The organism is Tsuneonella sp. HG094 (genome assembly GCF_053819285.1).
In genome coordinates this window covers 2,872,805-2,889,371 of the sequence record NZ_JBSORA010000001.1, presented here as the reverse complement: position 1 = coordinate 2,889,371, position 16,567 = coordinate 2,872,805, and the positions used below count along the sequence as shown (strand labels likewise).

The following is a 16,567-nucleotide window of genomic DNA, read 5'->3' as shown; positions in this document are numbered from 1 at the left end:
CCCAAGCCGTCAGCCAAACGGCGCCCCCATCCGTTCCAGACCTCACCTCATCAAATCGCCCGTGTGGATTTATGTGGCGACGGCAGTTAACGTTGCAGCGGGCAAACCCTCGCCCTTGGCCTGTGCCATCAACTGCTCCTTGCGTGCAGACATTTGATCACGCAACTCGACGAGATCGACGTCAGCTCGGCGTGCCTGTGCGAACATTCCTTCGCTAGGTTTTTCTTCCTCTTCGACATGATGCTCGATCTCTTCGCTGAGAACTTTGACTTTCGCGTCGTAGAACTCCTCGTCGGGGCCGCCGGCGCTGATGTCATTGATGAGGACTTTCGCGCCATCGTGCTCGACATACGCTTCGTCTAAAAGGTCGTCTTCAATCTTGCCCCGGAGCGCAGGATAGAACAGTTCCTCTTCGATCATCGAATGGATTTTGAGCTCGGTACAAATCTGCTCGGCGATCGCCTGCTTGCGATCCTTACCGGAAGCGCTTTCGAACTTCGCAAATAATTCCTCAACCTTGCGATGGTCAGCCTTGAGCAACGCGATTGCATCGGTAAACTTATCAGGCATGGAAGGTCTCCTCTAAGAAACCCAAGTCGCGCCTGCCCATAGAGTTCCTCGCTTGGCCGAAATTGGTTTCGAGCGTGTCGCCTTTCCACCCCAGTGGCAGAAATTCGCCGCCGGTCGAGCTGAGCCTGAAAGCGGACCTTAAGCGCCGAGTTACCGGTCAGCGTTGGCGACTGATCTTATGTAAAATGAGGCCAGCAGCGTCGACTGGGCGGCGTAGGGCGCATCGTAGCTAACCGGTACCGCTCACGCAGCGTATCGGCCGTCCTCCAGCTTGCGCACGCGGCCCATGCTGGCAAGCGCGTCGAGCACCGGCGTCACCGTTGCGGCGCGCTTGCCCCTGAACGCGCGCGCCACATCGTTTGCCGCTACGGGCCTGCAGGACCGCGCCACCACCGAGGCGACCGCGACGACTTGCTCGGGCAGCGCGCCCGGCCATTCGAGCACCTCGGCGCTCGGCCGTTCGGCTTCGGGCAGCGCTAGCTTTGCCTGCTCGGCCGGCGCGACATAGTCAGGCGCCTGGAACTCGGGCCGCAGCCAGCGCATCTGGCCCTTGGCTTCCTCCGCCGCCCGCTCCTTGTTCAGCGCAACCAGCCGTTCGAGGATTTCCTCGTCGCTCAGTTCGACCGGCCAGCCGTAGGCCTCGGCCACGGCGGCATCGATTTCGTCATGATACTGCCGGATCACCGAGACGCAGCCGCGCTCTGCCACGTCACGCTCCTTGTCCTCCAAAACCGTTCCCGCCGCCTCAGCCGCGCGCAGCGCTTCGAGCGTGTTGTAGAGCTTGGTCAGCGTCAGATCTTTGTGACAGGCGAGCACCTCCTTGCGCAGGGCGTCGAGCTTCTCGGCGGCGTCGCGGATGCGGGACTTGAGGGGTTCGTCCGGTTCTTCGCAGAAGGGGAATGGGTCAAAGCATTCTCCGACATTATAATTGAGGTCGTTGCCTACGCCTTGACGCGCACCCCAAGCGATCGCCCATACCGCATGAACTCGACTGGAAAGGATACCCAGCCAGAATGCGTCTTCTAATGCAATTGCGACGATTCTTGCTTCTGGAAGCGTCTCCGCCGGGACGAAAATGAAGGTCCGGTGCTTGGCGGTCCTGACCGTCGCGATGAAGCGTTCGAGTCCTCGGAGCGCCTTGCGGATTTCCGGTCGAGGCTCCGCGTGAATCCACCACTTATCTCGATAGCTTTGGCGCTTGTTTTCCAATCGGGTGGGTCGGACCGTGGTATGCAACCTGTCGTAAACGCGCGGAAGCTGTTCCCGTAGGTTCGCCTCGGCCCACTCAAAAGTGTCTAGAACGAACCGTCCCCTATCCCCACCCGCGACGTCGCGCCCACTAAGATAAGGGCGGAGGACCGACCGGGCGGCTGGCTCATGGGCTAAGAGGTCACTTGCCTCCCCGGGCTCAAGCAAGAAGCCTTGTCCGACCAGTGTCGCACCAAGCGATGCCAGGCGACGGTTGCTCTTGAGCGGCGTTGTCTCAGTGAGCGGCGGCCCGACGCTCAGGTTCGCGGCAATTACGCCGTGAGCTCCTTGAAACTCCTCTGACCCGACAAGCCAAGTTCCGGGAAGCACCTTGAGCAACCGGCCCGCTTCCGATCCTGCTCGGCCGACTGTCAGGGCTACTCGAACGGCCGCGGAGCCTTTTTCATCGACCCAAGGATGATCAGGGATTGCGAAGGAAAGCGACAGTGGATCGCTCGCATTCAAATGGGTGGTTAGGATTTGTCGATTGAAGGTCTGATGCAGGGAACTGGTTGTGATGAGACCAAATGCTCTGGTTCGGTGCTTGCGGACACTATGAGCGGCCTTGTCCCACCAATACATAACGAAGTCTGCGGACTCTGGGATAGACGAGACCCGAAACAGCGCGTCTAAATACCCGTCACCCAAGCGGTCTCGCATCCGCTTGTTTCCGATGAACGGTGGATTTCCCACAATGTAATCCGCATTCGGCCACTTCGCAGCCTTCGGGTTGACGTAGCGCCACACCTCCACCCGCGCCGTGTCGTCGGGCACACCTTTGCCGGTCACAGGATGCATCTTCGTCGTCTCACCGTCCCAACGCGTCACCGGCAGGCCATGGTCGTCGCGCACCAGCTCGCGCTTGTCCCATTCGATCAAAGCATCCCGGCACTCGATCGTCTTCACGTCGCGTAGCACAGGCGGTTCGGGCATCCGCTTTTCCCCGTTCACCCGGAAGTGCCACTGCAGATAGCCGATCCAAAGTACCAGCTGGGCGATCTCCGCTGCGCGCGGGTTTATCTCGATGCCGAGGAAGTTTTCCGGGGTGATCGTATGGCCAGACAACTCGGCGAGGTAACGCTCGTCGCCAAGTTCCTCGAGCAGCTCGAGCACTTCGCCTTCGAGCTCCTTCATCCGCGCCATCGCCACGTAGAGGAAGTTGCCAGTCCCGCACGCGGGATCGAGCACCCTGGTTTGCGCCAGCTTGCCGTGGAACGTCTCGATCAGAAACCGCGCCTTCTCGCGGTCACCCGCCTCGGCTGCTTCCATCGCCGCGGTGCGCGCCCCGAGCCAGTCCTCGCGCAGCGGCTCCATGATGGTAGGTCCGACCAGCCGCTCGACATAGGCTCGTGGGGTGTAGTGCGCGCCGAGCTTAGCCCGCTCTTTCGGATTGAGCGCACGTTCCAGCAGGGTGCCGAAGATCGCCGGCTCGACCTGGCGCCAGTCGGCCTTGGCGGCCTCGACCAGCACGTCGATCTCGCCGGTAGTCAGCGCGATCGCGGTGGTGTCCTTGAACAGGTAGCCGTTGAACCGCCGCACCGTCTCTCCCGCTTCGCCGAGCGCGCCGGTAAAGCGCCCCTTGTCCATGGCCTTCCAGAGATCGGTCAGCTGGGGCGGCAGGTTCTCCGGCCGGTCGCGCACTTTAGTCAGCAGAGCGCTGAAGCTCTTCTTCGGGATGAGGCCCGTGTCCTCGGCGAACATCGTGAACAGCAAACGCATGAGGAAGGCGGCGACCCGGTCGGGGTTCTGCTCGCGCGCCTCGATATCCTTCGCCAGCAAGGCGAGGTGGTCCGCCACTTCGCGGGTGACGCGCGCCGCTTCGGCCGAAGGGTCGAGCGACATCGGAGTGGTCCAAATGGCCGCCAGCCGCTTGCGCACCTCTTCGTCGCGTAGGTCCTCCAGCGTGATGCGGAACCGGCGCCGGTCCGGGAAGGGGGCGTAGGGCCGGCCATCACGGGCGAAGTTGGCATAGACGTCGATGCAGTAGCCGATGTCGCTGACCAAAAGGAACGGCGGCCAGCCGTGCCCTTCGGGCAGGGCGCGGGCATAACCGTCGGCCTGCCCGGCGGCCCGCAGCATCGCCCCGGTCCATTGCTCGGTGCCGCGCTTGGCCATGCCGCGTTTGAAGCGTTCCGCGGCGGTCTGGCCGAACAAGTCGCGCAAGCTGTTGCCTTGTCCGCCCTCGACGGCGGCAATGTCGGCGGCGCTACCCTGCTTGGCTTCTAGGATGAAGCAATCGCGCTTGTAGAGGTCGATCCAGCCGTTTGAGGTCGCGCCGTCGATTTCCGCCTTCACCACGTGGCGCTCGAACACGTAATCGTTCTGGGCCATCTCGCTTTGCGTCGGCTGAGGCTGATCTACGTCGAGCAGTCGGCACAGATCGGTGATGAACAGTTGTGTATTGGCGCGCTCATTGCCGCCCGAGGCCCGCCACTTCGCAATGAATTCGTCAGCGTTCACGTGCCCTCCATGAGCACATTGCGGCAAGCATTGGAAAAGAAAAGGCCGTCGCGACGCTACTGGGCGCAGGACCTCGTGGCTGGAACTGGGCCGTAAGCGGACTGTCAGCTTTTGGACGGTTCAGGGAGCAAATCAGCCTTTCGGCCAGTCGCTAGGGTGGAGATACGTTCGGCTCCTTACCCGGTCATGATTTCCGTTAACTGCTGCAAGCTCAGCGGCTTGCGGAGGACGGGTATGTCCTTTCTGATAGTAAGACGCGGATCGTCGGCATTTCCTGTCATCAGAACTCGCCGAGCGTTGGGAATGAGTTCGCCGATCTTTTGCAATGTCTTGATCCCGTCGAGGCCGGGCATCGCGAAGTCGCTGAGCACGAAATCGACAGATTCCCGATCCCGCTCAACGCCGGCAATCGCCGCATTGCCGCTGGCGAAATCGCGCACGGTTCCCCCCGCATCGCGTAACTGCTCGCCGAGCACGACCCGGACCGCATCGTCGTCATCGATCAGGAGGAATGCCTTCCCCTTGATCCAGTCGAAGTCTTCGTCAGAGACACGAACCGGGTTTCCTTCGCTTGCTTCGGACCGCGTCGCCGGCAGGGTGAGCTCGATCCGAGTGCCTTTGCCGACCTTGCTGTCTATGCGAATGTCTCCGCCGGACTGGTGCGCGAAGCCCGACACCATCGATAATCCGAGACCAGTGCCCTTGCCCGCCTCCTTGGTGGTGAAAAACGGCTCGATGACCTTGGCAAGGATGTCGTCTGGGATGCCCGACCCGGTGTCCGCGACGACGATGCTCAGCATCGGTTTGTCGGGATCAGTAGACTTTCTCTCGGAAATCGAGACGTGGATCGTGCCGCCATCGGGCATCGCATCGCGCGCATTGATGATGAGGTTCATCACCGCCAGTTCCAGTTGTCCGCGATCGACAAACAGGTTGTGCCCCGCGTCGGGGCAGTCCCATACAACCTCGACCTTGCCGCCTAGTGTATGATTCACGAGCCCGGCCACCGAATCGCACAGGCTCGCCGGGTCGATACTGCTGGGGGTCAATTCCTGTTGGCGGGCGAAGGCCATCATTCGCCGGACCAGCTCGGTTCCTTGCGTTGCCGCGTGCCGCATCTGGTCGACCACGAGTTGCTCGCGTTCACCCAGTTCCAGTCTTCGTTCGAGGATGCTGATCCCGCCGATCATGGCGGCGAGGAGGTTGTTGAAATCGTGGGCGACGCCGCCGGTGAGCTGGCCCAGCGCGTCGAGCTTTCCGGCGTGGACCAGCCGGGCCTCCAACTCCTTGCGCTCGGTGATGTCGAGCAGCGACCCAGCCCAACCGCTCGCAGCGCCGCTGCCGGTTCGAACTCGCTGGTCGAGGATATGGTGGCGTGATCCTTGAGGGCCGATCCAGCGATATTCGACTACAACACTATCGCTCCCGCGCTCGGCATCCTGTGAAAGACGCAGGCGGTCGTCCGGGTGGACCCATTCCTGCCACTCGCGGTCGCCTCTGAGCACAGACTCCGCTTCATCGCCGAGAAAATGGGCCAAGTCGCCACCGCGAAACTGGCGGAACATTTCACCGTTGCGGTCGGTGATCTCGTAAATCGCCATGGGCAGCGCACGCAGGATTGAGGCTTGCCGCTTCTCGCTGGTCTCGAGCTGGCGCCGGGTGCGAAACAAGTCGACGAACACCGCGACCTTCGATTTAATGACAACCGGGTCGACGGGTTTGAACACATAATCGACCGCGCCCATTTCGTAGCCGCGCATCAGGTGCTCGGTTTCCTTGTTGACGGCGGACAAGAAGATAATCGGCGTGCCCGCCGTCTGCTCTCGCTGGCGGATCAGCGCGGCGGTCTCATACCCGTCGAGATCGGGCATGAAGACGTCCAGAAGGATGACGGCGAATTCTTCGCGCAGCAATTGCCGTAGTGCGTCGCGGCCGGAGCTTGTGCATACGACTTCGGCAATCGGCGCGAGGACTTCGGAGAGGGCAAGCAAGTTTCGATCGTCATCGTCGACGATCAGGATTTTGGCAGGGCTGTCGCTGATCACGGCCTGGTTCACGCAGCCGCCTTTTTCTTTGCGCGGCGACCATCTGGTCGATCAAGCGCGGCCCTTTCGAACGTCACCCGCAACAGAGCCATCAGCACGTCGACATCGACCGGCTTGGCGACATAGTCGTCGGCCCCGGCATCGAGGCATTTCTGACGATCTCCGATCATGGCCTTGGCTGTGACCGCGACCAACGGTATTTCGGCGATGCGCGGCTTAGCCCGGATACGACGCATCGTTTCGTAGCCGTCCATTTCGGGCATCATGATGTCGACCAATGCGACGTCAATGCTTGGATGGCTTTCGAGCAGGTCAATCGCCTCCTGACCGCGCTCCGCATGCATGACGCTCGCACCTCGCGCTTCGAGCACGCTGGTCAGCGAATAGATGTTGCGAATGTCGTCATCCACGATGAGGATTTGCTTGCCGGCAAGCTCATTGGCCGGGGCTGCGGTCTTCTTGCGGTTCTTGGACGAAACAGCCTTGCGCGGTTTGCGCTGTGCCACGCCCTTGAAGAGCTCGGTCAGCCGCTCGCGTTCGACAGGCTTTTCGATCACGTCGGTCGCGCCCAGGCTGCGCGCGTCCTCGGCGAGTTCGCCGCCAGAAATGACGTAGATTGGGATCGCCGCGGTTTCGGCATCGCCACGGAGCAAGTCGAGAAGAACGAAGCCGTCCATGTCGCTGAGGCCTAGGTCGAGCGTGATGGCGGCGGGCTTGATCTTGCGGGCGAGCGCGGTCGTTCCGCTGCCGGTGGGCGAAATCACGCCCTTGAGACCTTCCTCGTGGACCATGTCGAGGAGGATCGACGCGAAGGTTGGGTCGTCCTCCACGATGAGCACGACGGCGTCCTTACCGAGGTTGCCGCGGTCGTCGGTCGGTTCCGCCGCCGGAAGGATCGGCGCGGCATCGCTCGCCACTGGATGCGAAAGGGCGGGCGCACTGGCGGCGCGAAGGGGCAGGAAGAGTGTGAACGTAGACCCTTCACCGGGTGTCGAGCGGACCTGGAGTTCGCCGCCCAGCAGGCCGGCGATCTCGCGACTGATCGACAGACCAAGTCCGGTGCCGCCATACTTGCGGCTGGTGGTTCCGTCGGCCTGCTGAAAGGCCTCGAAGATCAGCTTTTGCTTGTCGGATGGAATACCAATTCCGGTGTCACTCACGGAAATCGCCAGCGCTTCGGTGACGTCTCGAAGGACGGGGTGGGTAGTGTTCCATCCGGACGCGGCGATCCCGACATCGAGTTCGACCTTTCCGTGCGCAGTGAATTTGAACGCATTTGACAGGAGGTTGAGCACGACCTGCTGCAGCCGCTTTTCATCGGTGTGGATTGACTGCGGCAGTTCGGCCGAGAAGTTGACATCGAAGGCCAAGCCCTTTTCCGAAGCCAACTGGCGGAAAGTACGCTCCATGTGCTGCTGCAGAGCCGCGAGCGGCATGTCGCCGAGTTCGATCGACACCGTGCCGGACTCGATCTTCGACAGATCGAGAATGTCGTTGATGAGGTTGAGCAGATCTGTCCCAGCGCCGTGGATCGTGCGCGCGAATTCGGTTTGTTTCTCGTTGAGGTTTCCGCCCTGGTTGTCGGCGAGCAGCTTCGACAGGATGAGCAGCGAATTGAGCGGCGTGCGTAATTCGTGGCTCATGTTGGCGAGAAATTCGCTCTTGTACTTGGAAGTCAGCGCAAGTTGCTCGGCCTTTTCCTCGACCGCGCGGCGTGCCATATCGATTTCGAAGTTCTTCGCTTCGACCTGCTTCTTCTCGTTCTCGAGCAGCTGCGCCTTTTCCTGCAACTCCTCGTTGGTGTTGTGCAGTTCTTCCTGCTTGATCGTCAGTTCCGATTGGCGCGTCTGTAATTCGGTCGTAAGCAGCTGCGATTCCTTGAGCAACTCCTCTGTCCGCATGGTCGCCGCAATCGTGTTCAGCACGATGCCGACGGTCTCCATGAGCTGGGTCAAGAAGCTGTGGTGGGTCTCGTTGAACTCCTCGAAAGACGCGAGTTCGATGACGGCCTTTACCTCATCCTCAAACAGGGCAGGGAGGATATTGACGTGTGCCGGGCGGCCCTCGCCAAGGCCGGAGCCGATGCGGATATAGTCGCCGGGTACGTTGTCGAGCCGCATCGGCCGCTTGTCCGCTGCAGCCTGACCGATCAGGCCTTCGCGCAAGGAAAAGCGCGGCTTCATCTTGTCCGGATCGCCGGCGCCGTAACTGGCCACAAGGTCGAGCGACCCGCTCGGCCCATCGGTGTCGTTGGCGACGTAGAAAACTCCGTATTGTGCATTCACGAGCGGCGCGAGCTCGCTCATGATCAGATTTGAGATTGTTGCCAGATCGCGCTCGCCCTGCAGCATGCGGCTGAACCGGGCGAGGTTGGTCTTTAGCCAGTCCTGCTCGGCGTTCTTGAGAGTCTGATCTTTCAGGTTCACGATCATCTCGTTGATCGTATCCTTGAGTGAGGCCATCTCGCCCGATGCCTCTACCGAGATGGACCGTGTAAGGTCGCCCTTGGTCACGGCAGTCGCCACCTCGGCGATCGAGCGGACCTGATTGGTGAGGTTCGCTGCCAGCTGGTTCACGTTGTCCGTGAGGTCGCGCCAGAGGCCGGCAGCACCCGGCACGCGCGCCTGTCCGCCAAGCCGGCCCTCGACGCCCACCTCGCGCGCCATGTTGGTGACCTGATCACCGAAGGTGGACAAAGTCTCGATCATGCCGTTGATCGTCTCGGCGAGTGCAGCGATCTCGCCCTTCGCGTCTACGGTCAGCTTCCGCTTGAGGTTGCCTTGCGCCACCGCGGTCACGACGTCGGCGATGCCGCGCACCTGGTTGGTCAGATTGGTCGCCATCAGGTTCACATTGTCCGTGAGATCCTTCCAGGTTCCACCGACGCCCGGCACTTCCGCCTGACCGCCCAGCTTGCCTTCGGTCCCGACCTCGCGTGCCACGCGGGTCACTTCGGACGCGAACGAGTTGAGCTGGTCGACCATCACGTTGACGGTGTTCTTGAGTTCGAGAATCTCGCCTTTCACGTCCACGGTGATCTTCTTGGACAAGTCGCCGCGCGCCACAGCGGTCGTCACTTCGGCGATATTGCGTACCTGGCCGGTCAAATTGTCGGCCATCAGGTTCACGTTCTCGGTTAGGTCCTTCCATGTCCCGCCGACGCCTGGCACGGCCGCCTGGCCGCCGAGCTTACCCTCGGTGCCCACTTCGCGGGCGACACGCGTCACTTCGGAGGCAAACGAGTTGAGCTGGTCGACCATCGTGTTGATGGTGCCCTTGAGCTCGAGAATCTCGCCCTTTACATCGACGGTTATCTTCTTGGAAAGATCGCCCCGCGCCACCGCGGTGGTCACTTCGGCGATGTTGCGCACTTGCCCGGTCAGGTTTGCGGCAAGCTCGTTCACATTGTTCGTGAGATCCGCCCAGGTGCCCGCGACGCCGGGCACTTCGGCCTGTCCGCCCAGCTTGCCCTCGGAACCCACTTCACGCGCCACGCGGGTCACTTCGGAGGCGAACGAGTTGAGCTGGTCCACCATGGTATTGATGGTGTTCTTGAGCTCCGCGATCTCGCCCTTCACATCGACAGTGATCTTCTTGGAGAGGTCGCCCAGCGCCACCGCCGTGGTCACTTCAGCGATGTTGCGCACTTGGCCGGTCAGGTTCGCGGCCAACTCGTTCACGTTGTCAGTCAAGTCCTTCCACGTGCCGCCCACGCCTTCCACGCGCGCTTGCCCGCCGAGGCGGCCTTCGGTGCCGACTTCGCGCGCCACGCGGGTCACTTCGGAAGCGAACGAATTGAGCTGGTCGACCATCGTGTTGATAGTGTTCTTCAGCTCGGCGATTTCACCGCGCACTTCCACGGTGATCTTCTTCGACAAGTCGCCGCGCGCCACGGCAGTGGTCACCTCTGCGATATTGCGCACCTGGCCAGTCAAGTTGGCTGCCATGAGGTTCACGTTGTCGGTCAGATCGGCCCAAGTGCCCGCAACGCCGGGCACTTCCGCCTGACCACCCAGCTTGCCCTCGGTGCCCACTTCACGAGCAACGCGTGTAACTTCGCTCGCAAAGGCATTAAGCTGATCGACCATCGTGTTGACGGTTACCTTCAGCTCAAGGATTTCGCCTTTCACATCGACAGTGATTTTCTTGGACAGGTCTCCGCGAGCCACGGCAGTCGTCACTTCGGCGATGTTGCGGACCTGGCCTGTAAGATTCTCGGCCATCAGGTTCACGTTCTCTGTAAGGTCGCGCCAAGTACCGGCGACGCCCTTCACCCGCGCCTGTCCGCCGAGTTTTCCCTCGGTACCGACCTCGCGCGCCACGCGCGTAACTTCGGAGGCAAACGAACCGAGCTGGTCGACCATGGTGTTCACCACCTTGCCGATGCGAAGGAATTCGCCCTTGAGGCCGCGGCCGTCGATCTCGACCGACATGTGCTGCGACAAGTCGCCTTCGGCCACCGCGCCAATGACACGGGCAACCTCGGTGGTCGGCTGGACCATGTCGTCGACGAGTTCGTTCACCGCATCGAGCTTCATCTGCCAGCCCCCCGCCGCGCCCTTTACCGTGGCACGCTGGGTGATCTCGCCTTCCTTGCCGACGACTTTCGCAACGCGATTGAATTCGTCGGTGATGGTCTCGTTCAGACCGACGACCTGATTGAACAGGACGGCAATTTCTGCATCCCGCGCGTCGGCTGAATCGAGTTCGAGGCGCACGGTGAAATCGCCTTCACGCAAGCGCGTGAGCGCGGCGATTAGGCTTTCGCGCAGATGCGCACAGTTATCGGTTTCCTGCGCTGACCCCACGTCCCAATCTCCCTGGAGTGATCGGCCGCTCCATTCGGCGAGAGTCTGTTGCGAACTGAAGTGCCTGCCATTCTTGCAAGCACATAGCCCCGAGGGACAAATCCGTTCCTCACCGAAAAGTTCCGTGGCCAGGCAATTTGCCAACGGCGCGCGAGACCCCTAGGCCGGGCCATCAGAACAAGACGGGGAGTGCAGGCGGCGGCATGGCAACCGACCGGGATATCGAAAACTTCATTCGCGACTGCTTCGCCTCGATCTGGGACCTGGAGCTGCTTCGCGAGTTGCTGGGGGACCCTTCAGGCTCGATCACGGCGAAAAATCTGGTCGAGAGGATGCGCGCGAGCGAGCTTGTGGTCTTGCAGGGCTCCTCGGCGCTCAGCGCGGCAGGGATCGCGGTGATCGAAGATGGAGGTCGCATCCGGTTCCAGCCGAGCAGTGAAGCGATCGGCGATCTCGCCCGCGCGGCGTGCGATTTCTACGGGCGCTTTCCGGGACGGACCCGGCGATTGATTGTTTCGCGGCAGAACCCGGCACTCGACGCCTTTGCCGATGCATTCCGCTTGAGAAAGGACTGAGCATGGCCCTCACCCTGCCCGATCTCGTCTACCTGCTGTGTTTCCTGACGAGTGCACTTTGCGCGGTTCTGCTGGTGCGCCGATACGCAGCGTCGCGGACCCCGGTCCTACTTTGGAGCTCCGTGTGCTTCGTGTTCCTGGCCCTTTCGAACCTGATCGTAGTAATCGATCAGTTGGTCCTGACCGAGGTGTCGTTCCGCACCCCGCGCCTGCTCCTGACGCTTGTCGCGGTCGCGGTTCTTTTGTTCGGCTTCATCTGGGAAGCGGAGCGCGAACGGTGATGCTCGACCAGTTCCTGTCCGGCGCGATCGTGATGGGATTCGCCGTCGCCGCGCTGCTTTTCCTGTCCTACTGGCGGCGCACAGGGCAGAGCTTGTTCCTGACCTTTTCAGCAAGTTTTTTTCTGCTCGCGGTCAATTACACGTGGCTGGCACTGACGAATATTCCCGTCGAGGAGCGCAGCTCCCTGTTTTTGATCCGATTGCTGGCATTCAGTTTGATCATCGTGGCGATCGTCCAGTCGAACACGAAACGAGGGCGCTATCTTCCCATGCCGTTTGCGTGTGCGAATGCTGTCACGAACCCGTTCGGCGATCAGCTCGCGCTCGAATTGGGAGAACGTCAGGAGGACGTTGAGGATCATTCGGCCCATGCTATCGGACGTATCGAACGCCTGAGAGATGGATACGAGCGCGATACCTCGACGATCGAAGATCTCCACGAGGCGCACAAAATCGAGCAGGCTCCGGGTCAGCCGGTCGACCTTGTAAACGATGACAGCATCGATCCGTCCGCCCTCGATGTCCTGCATGAGCTGGGCCAAAGCTGGCCGCTCCAGACCGCTTCCCGAGTGCCCTCCATCGTCATAGGCTTGAGGGACCTGCACCCAGCCGCGATACTGCTGGCTGCTGATATACGCTGAGCAAATCTCCCGCTGGGTGGTGAGAGAGTTGATGTCGCGCTCGAGATGGTGGTTGGTACTCTTGCGGGTGTAGATGGCGCAACGCTTGAGCGAAGTGAGGCGATCTTCATCCATGGCCAGTCTCCTTGGAGACGTCACCATACCGCACTAAGCCAGCGGACGCGTATGAGCCCTGTCGCCATCCTTATTGGTGATTTCATTTTCCTACACGCAACCAATATGGTTTACGCAATTAATGCGCAGACCCAGCAGTGTCGAACTTGAGTTCGTTTTCCTGATCTTCCTTCTGGTCGTTCCGATGGGCTACTGGATGCTGCGAACCATCCTGGCGTTTGTGGGCTTGTGAGCCTCAGCCTGGTGCTGTCAGTGGCGCACCCATTTGACTTCCTGTCGGTTTGGAGCAGTATGGAAACGGCGCAAGCGAGCGTCCAGCCGTCACTCCCGATCTGGTTCATCTGCCGCAGAAAGTGGTCGAAATCGGACGCCGCCGCACTCAAGCCGACTTCAGCATAGCAAAAGCCGCAACCTCATTCGTAGGACGCTTTTTCAGACTCAGAGAATCAGCGCAGATTCCCGCAAATTCAATAGGCCAAATCGTCTCTGAATCAGCGCCTTGTGCGGCCATGGTCGTGCAAAGTCCCGGAAAGTCCGAGGTAATTTCCGGCAACCTCGCAGAACAAAAATCGTTCAATATCAATGACTTAAGTAGTGGTGAGCCCTGCTGGGTTCGAACCAGCGACCTACTGATTAAAAGTCAGTTGCTCTACCGACTGAGCTAAGGGCCCGACCACGGGTGGCCCTAGGCGAGTGGTTGCGGGCGGGTCAAGCGGGTCGCGAGTTGGCGGATCGTCAGGCCGGTGATCGGATCGCGCCATTTGGGGGCGACTTCGCTTGCGGGCGCGAGGACGAAGGCGCGGGTTCTGAACGCAGGGTGGGGGATGGTGAGCGATGGATCGCTCCAGCAGCCGCCTGTCCACAGGACGATATCGAGGTCGAGCACGCGGCCGCGCCAGCGCTGTCCGCTCTGCCGTCTGCCAAAGACTGCCTCGATATCCTTAAGCACGTCGAGCAGATCCGGTGGCGTCAGTCCGGTCGCGATCACCGCCGCGGCGTTGGCGTAGCGGCGGTTCGACGGGCCGACCGGGTTGGTCGTGAAGGTGCGGCTCGCACGCTCGACGGTGATACCGGCTTCGCCAAGTTTCTCGAGTGCCGCCCCGACGACGAGCGTCGGCCGTCCCCAATGGGCGTGGGGCACGTTCGAACCCAAAGCGATGAGGTATCGCTGGCTCACCCCTACGCGCCCCTCAGATATCCTCGGCGATGCGTCCGTAGAGCTGCGGGCGGCGATCGCGGAAAAAGCCCATCCCCGCGCGGTGGCGCGCGGCGCGATCGAGATCAATCGTGGCGCAAAGGACCCCGCTCTCTGCCGCACCGAATTCCGCGAGGAAGTCGCCCCATTCGTCGGTGATGAAGCTGTGGCCATAGAAGCGCTGGCCATCCTCGGTGCCGATACGGTTGGCGGCGATCACCGGCATGCAGTTCGATACCGCATGGCCCAGCATCGCGCGGCGCCACATGCGGCTCGTATCGAGCTCGGCGTCATAGGGCTCGGACCCGATGGCGGTGGGATATAACAGCAGCTCGGCGCCCATCAGCGCCATCACCCGCGCGGTTTCAGGATACCATTGGTCCCAGCAAACCCCGACGCCGATACGCGTGCCGGCCACATCCCACACCTTGAACCCGTCGTTGCCGGGGCGGAAATAGTACTTTTCCTCGTAGCCCGGGCCATCGGGAATGTGGCTCTTGCGATAGGTGCCGAGGATTTCGCCGCCCGCATCGATCATGGCGAGCGTATTGTAATAATGATGCCCATCGCGTTCGAAGAAACTGGTCGGGATCGCGACATTCAGCCTCGCGGCGAGCGCCTGCATGGCCCTCACCGAGGGATGCTCTGCGGTCGGGCGGGCAAGCGCGAACAGCGCCTCGTCCTCGACCTTGCAGAAGTAGGGGCCGGAGAACAGCTCGGGCGGCAGCACGATTTGCGCGCCTTTGCCGACTGCCTCTTCGACGAGCGCGGAGACGGCGGCGATGTTGGCCTGCTCGTCGTTCGACGACAGGTCTAGCTGGAGCGCGGCGACGGTGACTTCTGCCATGCAGCGCGGACTATTTCTCCCGCAGCGCGAAGTCCACCTGAATGAACACGTCGGACGCCGTAGTGCCGAGCATGACGCGCGGCGGTGCCGCATTGACCGGCGGCGGGGGTGCGACCGGCGGCGGCGCGGAAGCCGCCTGTTCGGTCACGGCCATCGCATCGGCCCCGCGCAGGTATGTCTGGCCCTGCTGTCCGCCTGCATCGCGGATGTAGATCACGCGCGAAATCTCCATGTCGGCCGCTTTCGCATAGGCCTCGGCACGAGCGCGTGCGGCCTTGTAGGCATCGGCATAGGCGAGGTTGGCGACCTTTTCCGGATCGGTCATCGACAGGTTCGGCCCCGAGACGACGTTTGCACCCGCTTCGGTCACGGCGGTGACTGCCTCGCTTACGCGGTCCGCCTTGCGTAACGTGACGCTGACGATGTTCGACGCCTGGAACTGGCCCTTGCGCGGACCGTAATCGACGCGCGAAACGCTGACCGCGCGGGTCTGGATGTCCTTTTCCTCCACCCCGCTCGCCTGCAGCGCCTTCACGATCTCGGCGATCTTGCGCGCATTCGCCGCGCTCGCCTCGCGCGCGGACCCGGCCCAGGTCTCGATCCCAGCCTGGAATTCGGCCTTGTCGGGGCGGCTTTCCGCATGGCCCGAAGCGCTGACCGAAAGGAGCGTCTCGCTACGATCGATTCCGCGCGGATCCGCGGGATGCGATCCGCACGCTGCCACCACGAAGGGCATGGCGGCGGCGGTCAGCAGGCGAATGCGGTTCATGGCAGCTCTCCCAAACGGAAGAGCCGCGCCCTTCCATCGAAGCTGCCTTATTTTCGCCACGTAATGAACCGGGAGTGAATGATACAAAGTTACATCTGCGAGACCATCATGAACCGAAGGATCATGCCCGCTTGCGAAACAACAGGGTCATGCGGTCGCTTTCGCCGAGTCCCTTCAGCTCCTCGCGCTTGGTGGCGAGGCTCGGGGGCAGTTCCCACACGCCCTGCGCGTGGTTGGCGGGGTCGTTCGGGTTCGCGTTGTAATCGGCGCTGCCGACATAGGTGAACCCGTTCACTTCCATGAACTTGATCACGTCGGCTTCGCGCAAGTAGCCCTTGCTTCCGTCGGTGTAGGCAAACGGGGCGTCGGGCTTTGCGCGGTGCTGCTCGATGCCGAGCAGGCCGTCGGGCTTGAGCAGGCCCCGCATCGCCTTGATTTCGCGGTCGGCGATGTTCCAGCGGAACAGGTTGTGCATCATGCGGGGCACGATGATGCGGTCGAAGGTGCCGAGCTCAGCCTCGGGCACGGTTTCCAGCGTCATTGCCGCAAAGCGATCAGCCGGAAGCCCCGAAGCCGCCGCGACGTCTGCGGGATACTTGGACGCCCCGGCCCGGATGCCTTCCTGCGTCTTCTCGTTGAATGCGCCCGAGGTGGGATCGAAATAGAGCCCGACGAGCTTGCCCTTCGGGCCGAGATAGAGACCCAGCAGGCGCGAATACCACTCGCCGCCCGGCGCATATTCGCCGACTTTCATGCCCGGCCCGACCTGGAAGAACGACAGGGTCTCTGCAGGCTTGCGCCACTGGTCGCGTGGGCGATCGGCGTCGCGCTTCGGATCGGCGACTGCGGCGGCGAGCGCAGGATCGATCGCGATGGCCGCTTGGGCGGATGGTGCCTGCGCCGCTGCGGCGGACCCCGAGGCGGTTGCAGCCAGAGCGATGAAGGAAGCGGCGCAGAGCGCGAGCGGTCGCATGAGATTCTCCCGGGAATTGTCCAATCCCACCAGCCTAGAGA

General features: G+C 61.8%; 10 protein-coding genes, 1 tRNA gene and 2 pseudogenes. 3 read left to right on the top strand and 10 right to left on the bottom strand.

What is annotated here, in order from left to right; translation table 11 throughout:
- Positions 1-69: 69 nt before the first annotated feature.
- The 4 genes from ACWPMX_RS14320 to ACWPMX_RS14305 form a co-directional block, all read right to left on the bottom strand.
- A complete protein-coding gene (locus ACWPMX_RS14320) occupies positions 70-570 on the bottom strand; it encodes a hemerythrin domain-containing protein (RefSeq protein ID WP_455700666.1) in 501 nt (166 codons plus the stop codon).
- Between the two features lie 243 nt (positions 571-813).
- A complete protein-coding gene (locus ACWPMX_RS14315) occupies positions 814-4,278 on the bottom strand; it encodes a class I SAM-dependent DNA methyltransferase (RefSeq protein ID WP_455700665.1) in 3,465 nt (1,154 codons plus the stop codon).
- A 176-nt stretch (positions 4,279-4,454) separates the two neighbouring features.
- Positions 4,455-6,335, bottom strand: coding sequence for a response regulator (locus tag ACWPMX_RS14310; protein ID WP_455700664.1), 1,881 nt, complete (start codon positions 6,333-6,335; stop codon positions 4,455-4,457).
- A complete protein-coding gene (locus tag ACWPMX_RS14305; RefSeq protein WP_455700663.1) occupies positions 6,332-11,131 on the bottom strand; it encodes a HAMP domain-containing protein in 4,800 nt (1,599 codons plus the stop codon). The genes ACWPMX_RS14310 and ACWPMX_RS14305 overlap by 4 nt, the downstream gene beginning before the upstream one ends.
- 203 nt (positions 11,132-11,334) lie before the next feature.
- On the opposite strand from ACWPMX_RS14305, the gene ACWPMX_RS14300 reads away from it, so the two are divergent.
- From ACWPMX_RS14300 to ACWPMX_RS14290, 3 genes and pseudogenes are all read left to right on the top strand, one after another.
- Positions 11,335-11,706 (top strand): hypothetical protein, encoded by a 372-nt coding sequence (locus ACWPMX_RS14300; RefSeq protein WP_455700662.1) that lies wholly within the window; start codon positions 11,335-11,337, stop codon positions 11,704-11,706.
- A gap of 2 nt (positions 11,707-11,708) precedes the next feature.
- On the top strand, positions 11,709-11,987 hold the full coding sequence (locus tag ACWPMX_RS14295; protein ID WP_455700661.1) for a DUF5985 family protein: 279 nt from the start codon (positions 11,709-11,711) through the stop codon (positions 11,985-11,987).
- Positions 11,987-12,211: pseudogene (locus ACWPMX_RS14290) on the top strand (DUF5985 family protein); the annotation flags it as partial. The gene ACWPMX_RS14295 and the pseudogene ACWPMX_RS14290, both read left to right, overlap by 1 nt.
- 99 nt (positions 12,212-12,310) lie before the next feature.
- Here ACWPMX_RS14290 and ACWPMX_RS14285 read toward each other — a convergent pair.
- From ACWPMX_RS14285 to ACWPMX_RS14260, 6 genes and pseudogenes are all read right to left on the bottom strand, one after another.
- Positions 12,311-12,742: pseudogene (locus ACWPMX_RS14285) on the bottom strand (recombinase family protein); the annotation flags it as partial.
- A gap of 595 nt (positions 12,743-13,337) precedes the next feature.
- Positions 13,338-13,413 (bottom strand) — tRNA-Lys (locus tag ACWPMX_RS14280).
- Positions 13,414-13,427: 14 nt separating this feature from the next.
- Entirely contained in the window at positions 13,428-13,919 is a 492-nt protein-coding gene (folK, locus tag ACWPMX_RS14275; protein WP_455700660.1) for a 2-amino-4-hydroxy-6-hydroxymethyldihydropteridine diphosphokinase, read from the bottom strand.
- 13 nt (positions 13,920-13,932) lie between these two features.
- A complete protein-coding gene (gene aguB, locus ACWPMX_RS14270) occupies positions 13,933-14,784 on the bottom strand; it encodes an N-carbamoylputrescine amidase (protein WP_455700659.1) in 852 nt (283 codons plus the stop codon).
- Between the two features lie 10 nt (positions 14,785-14,794).
- Positions 14,795-15,553 (bottom strand): SIMPL domain-containing protein, encoded by a 759-nt coding sequence (locus ACWPMX_RS14265; protein ID WP_455700658.1) that lies wholly within the window; start codon positions 15,551-15,553, stop codon positions 14,795-14,797.
- A 121-nt stretch (positions 15,554-15,674) separates the two neighbouring features.
- A complete protein-coding gene (locus ACWPMX_RS14260) occupies positions 15,675-16,526 on the bottom strand; it encodes a class I SAM-dependent methyltransferase (RefSeq protein ID WP_455700657.1) in 852 nt (283 codons plus the stop codon).
- Positions 16,527-16,567 lie beyond the last annotated feature (41 nt).

Excerpts from the sequence above, each read along its gene's own strand:
- ACWPMX_RS14265 (WP_455700658.1), bottom strand. The coding sequence starts at position 15,553 with ATGAACCGCATTCGCCTGCTGACCGCCGCCGCCATGCCCTTCGTGGTG.
- aguB (WP_455700659.1), bottom strand. The coding sequence starts at position 14,784 with ATGGCAGAAGTCACCGTCGCCGCGCTCCAGCTAGACCTGTCGTCGAAC.
- ACWPMX_RS14295 (WP_455700661.1), top strand. The coding sequence starts at position 11,709 with ATGGCCCTCACCCTGCCCGATCTCGTCTACCTGCTGTGTTTCCTGACG.
- ACWPMX_RS14260 (WP_455700657.1), bottom strand. The coding sequence starts at position 16,526 with ATGCGACCGCTCGCGCTCTGCGCCGCTTCCTTCATCGCTCTGGCTGCA.
- ACWPMX_RS14300 (WP_455700662.1), top strand. The coding sequence starts at position 11,335 with ATGGCAACCGACCGGGATATCGAAAACTTCATTCGCGACTGCTTCGCC.
- ACWPMX_RS14320 (WP_455700666.1), bottom strand. The coding sequence starts at position 570 with ATGCCTGATAAGTTTACCGATGCAATCGCGTTGCTCAAGGCTGACCAT.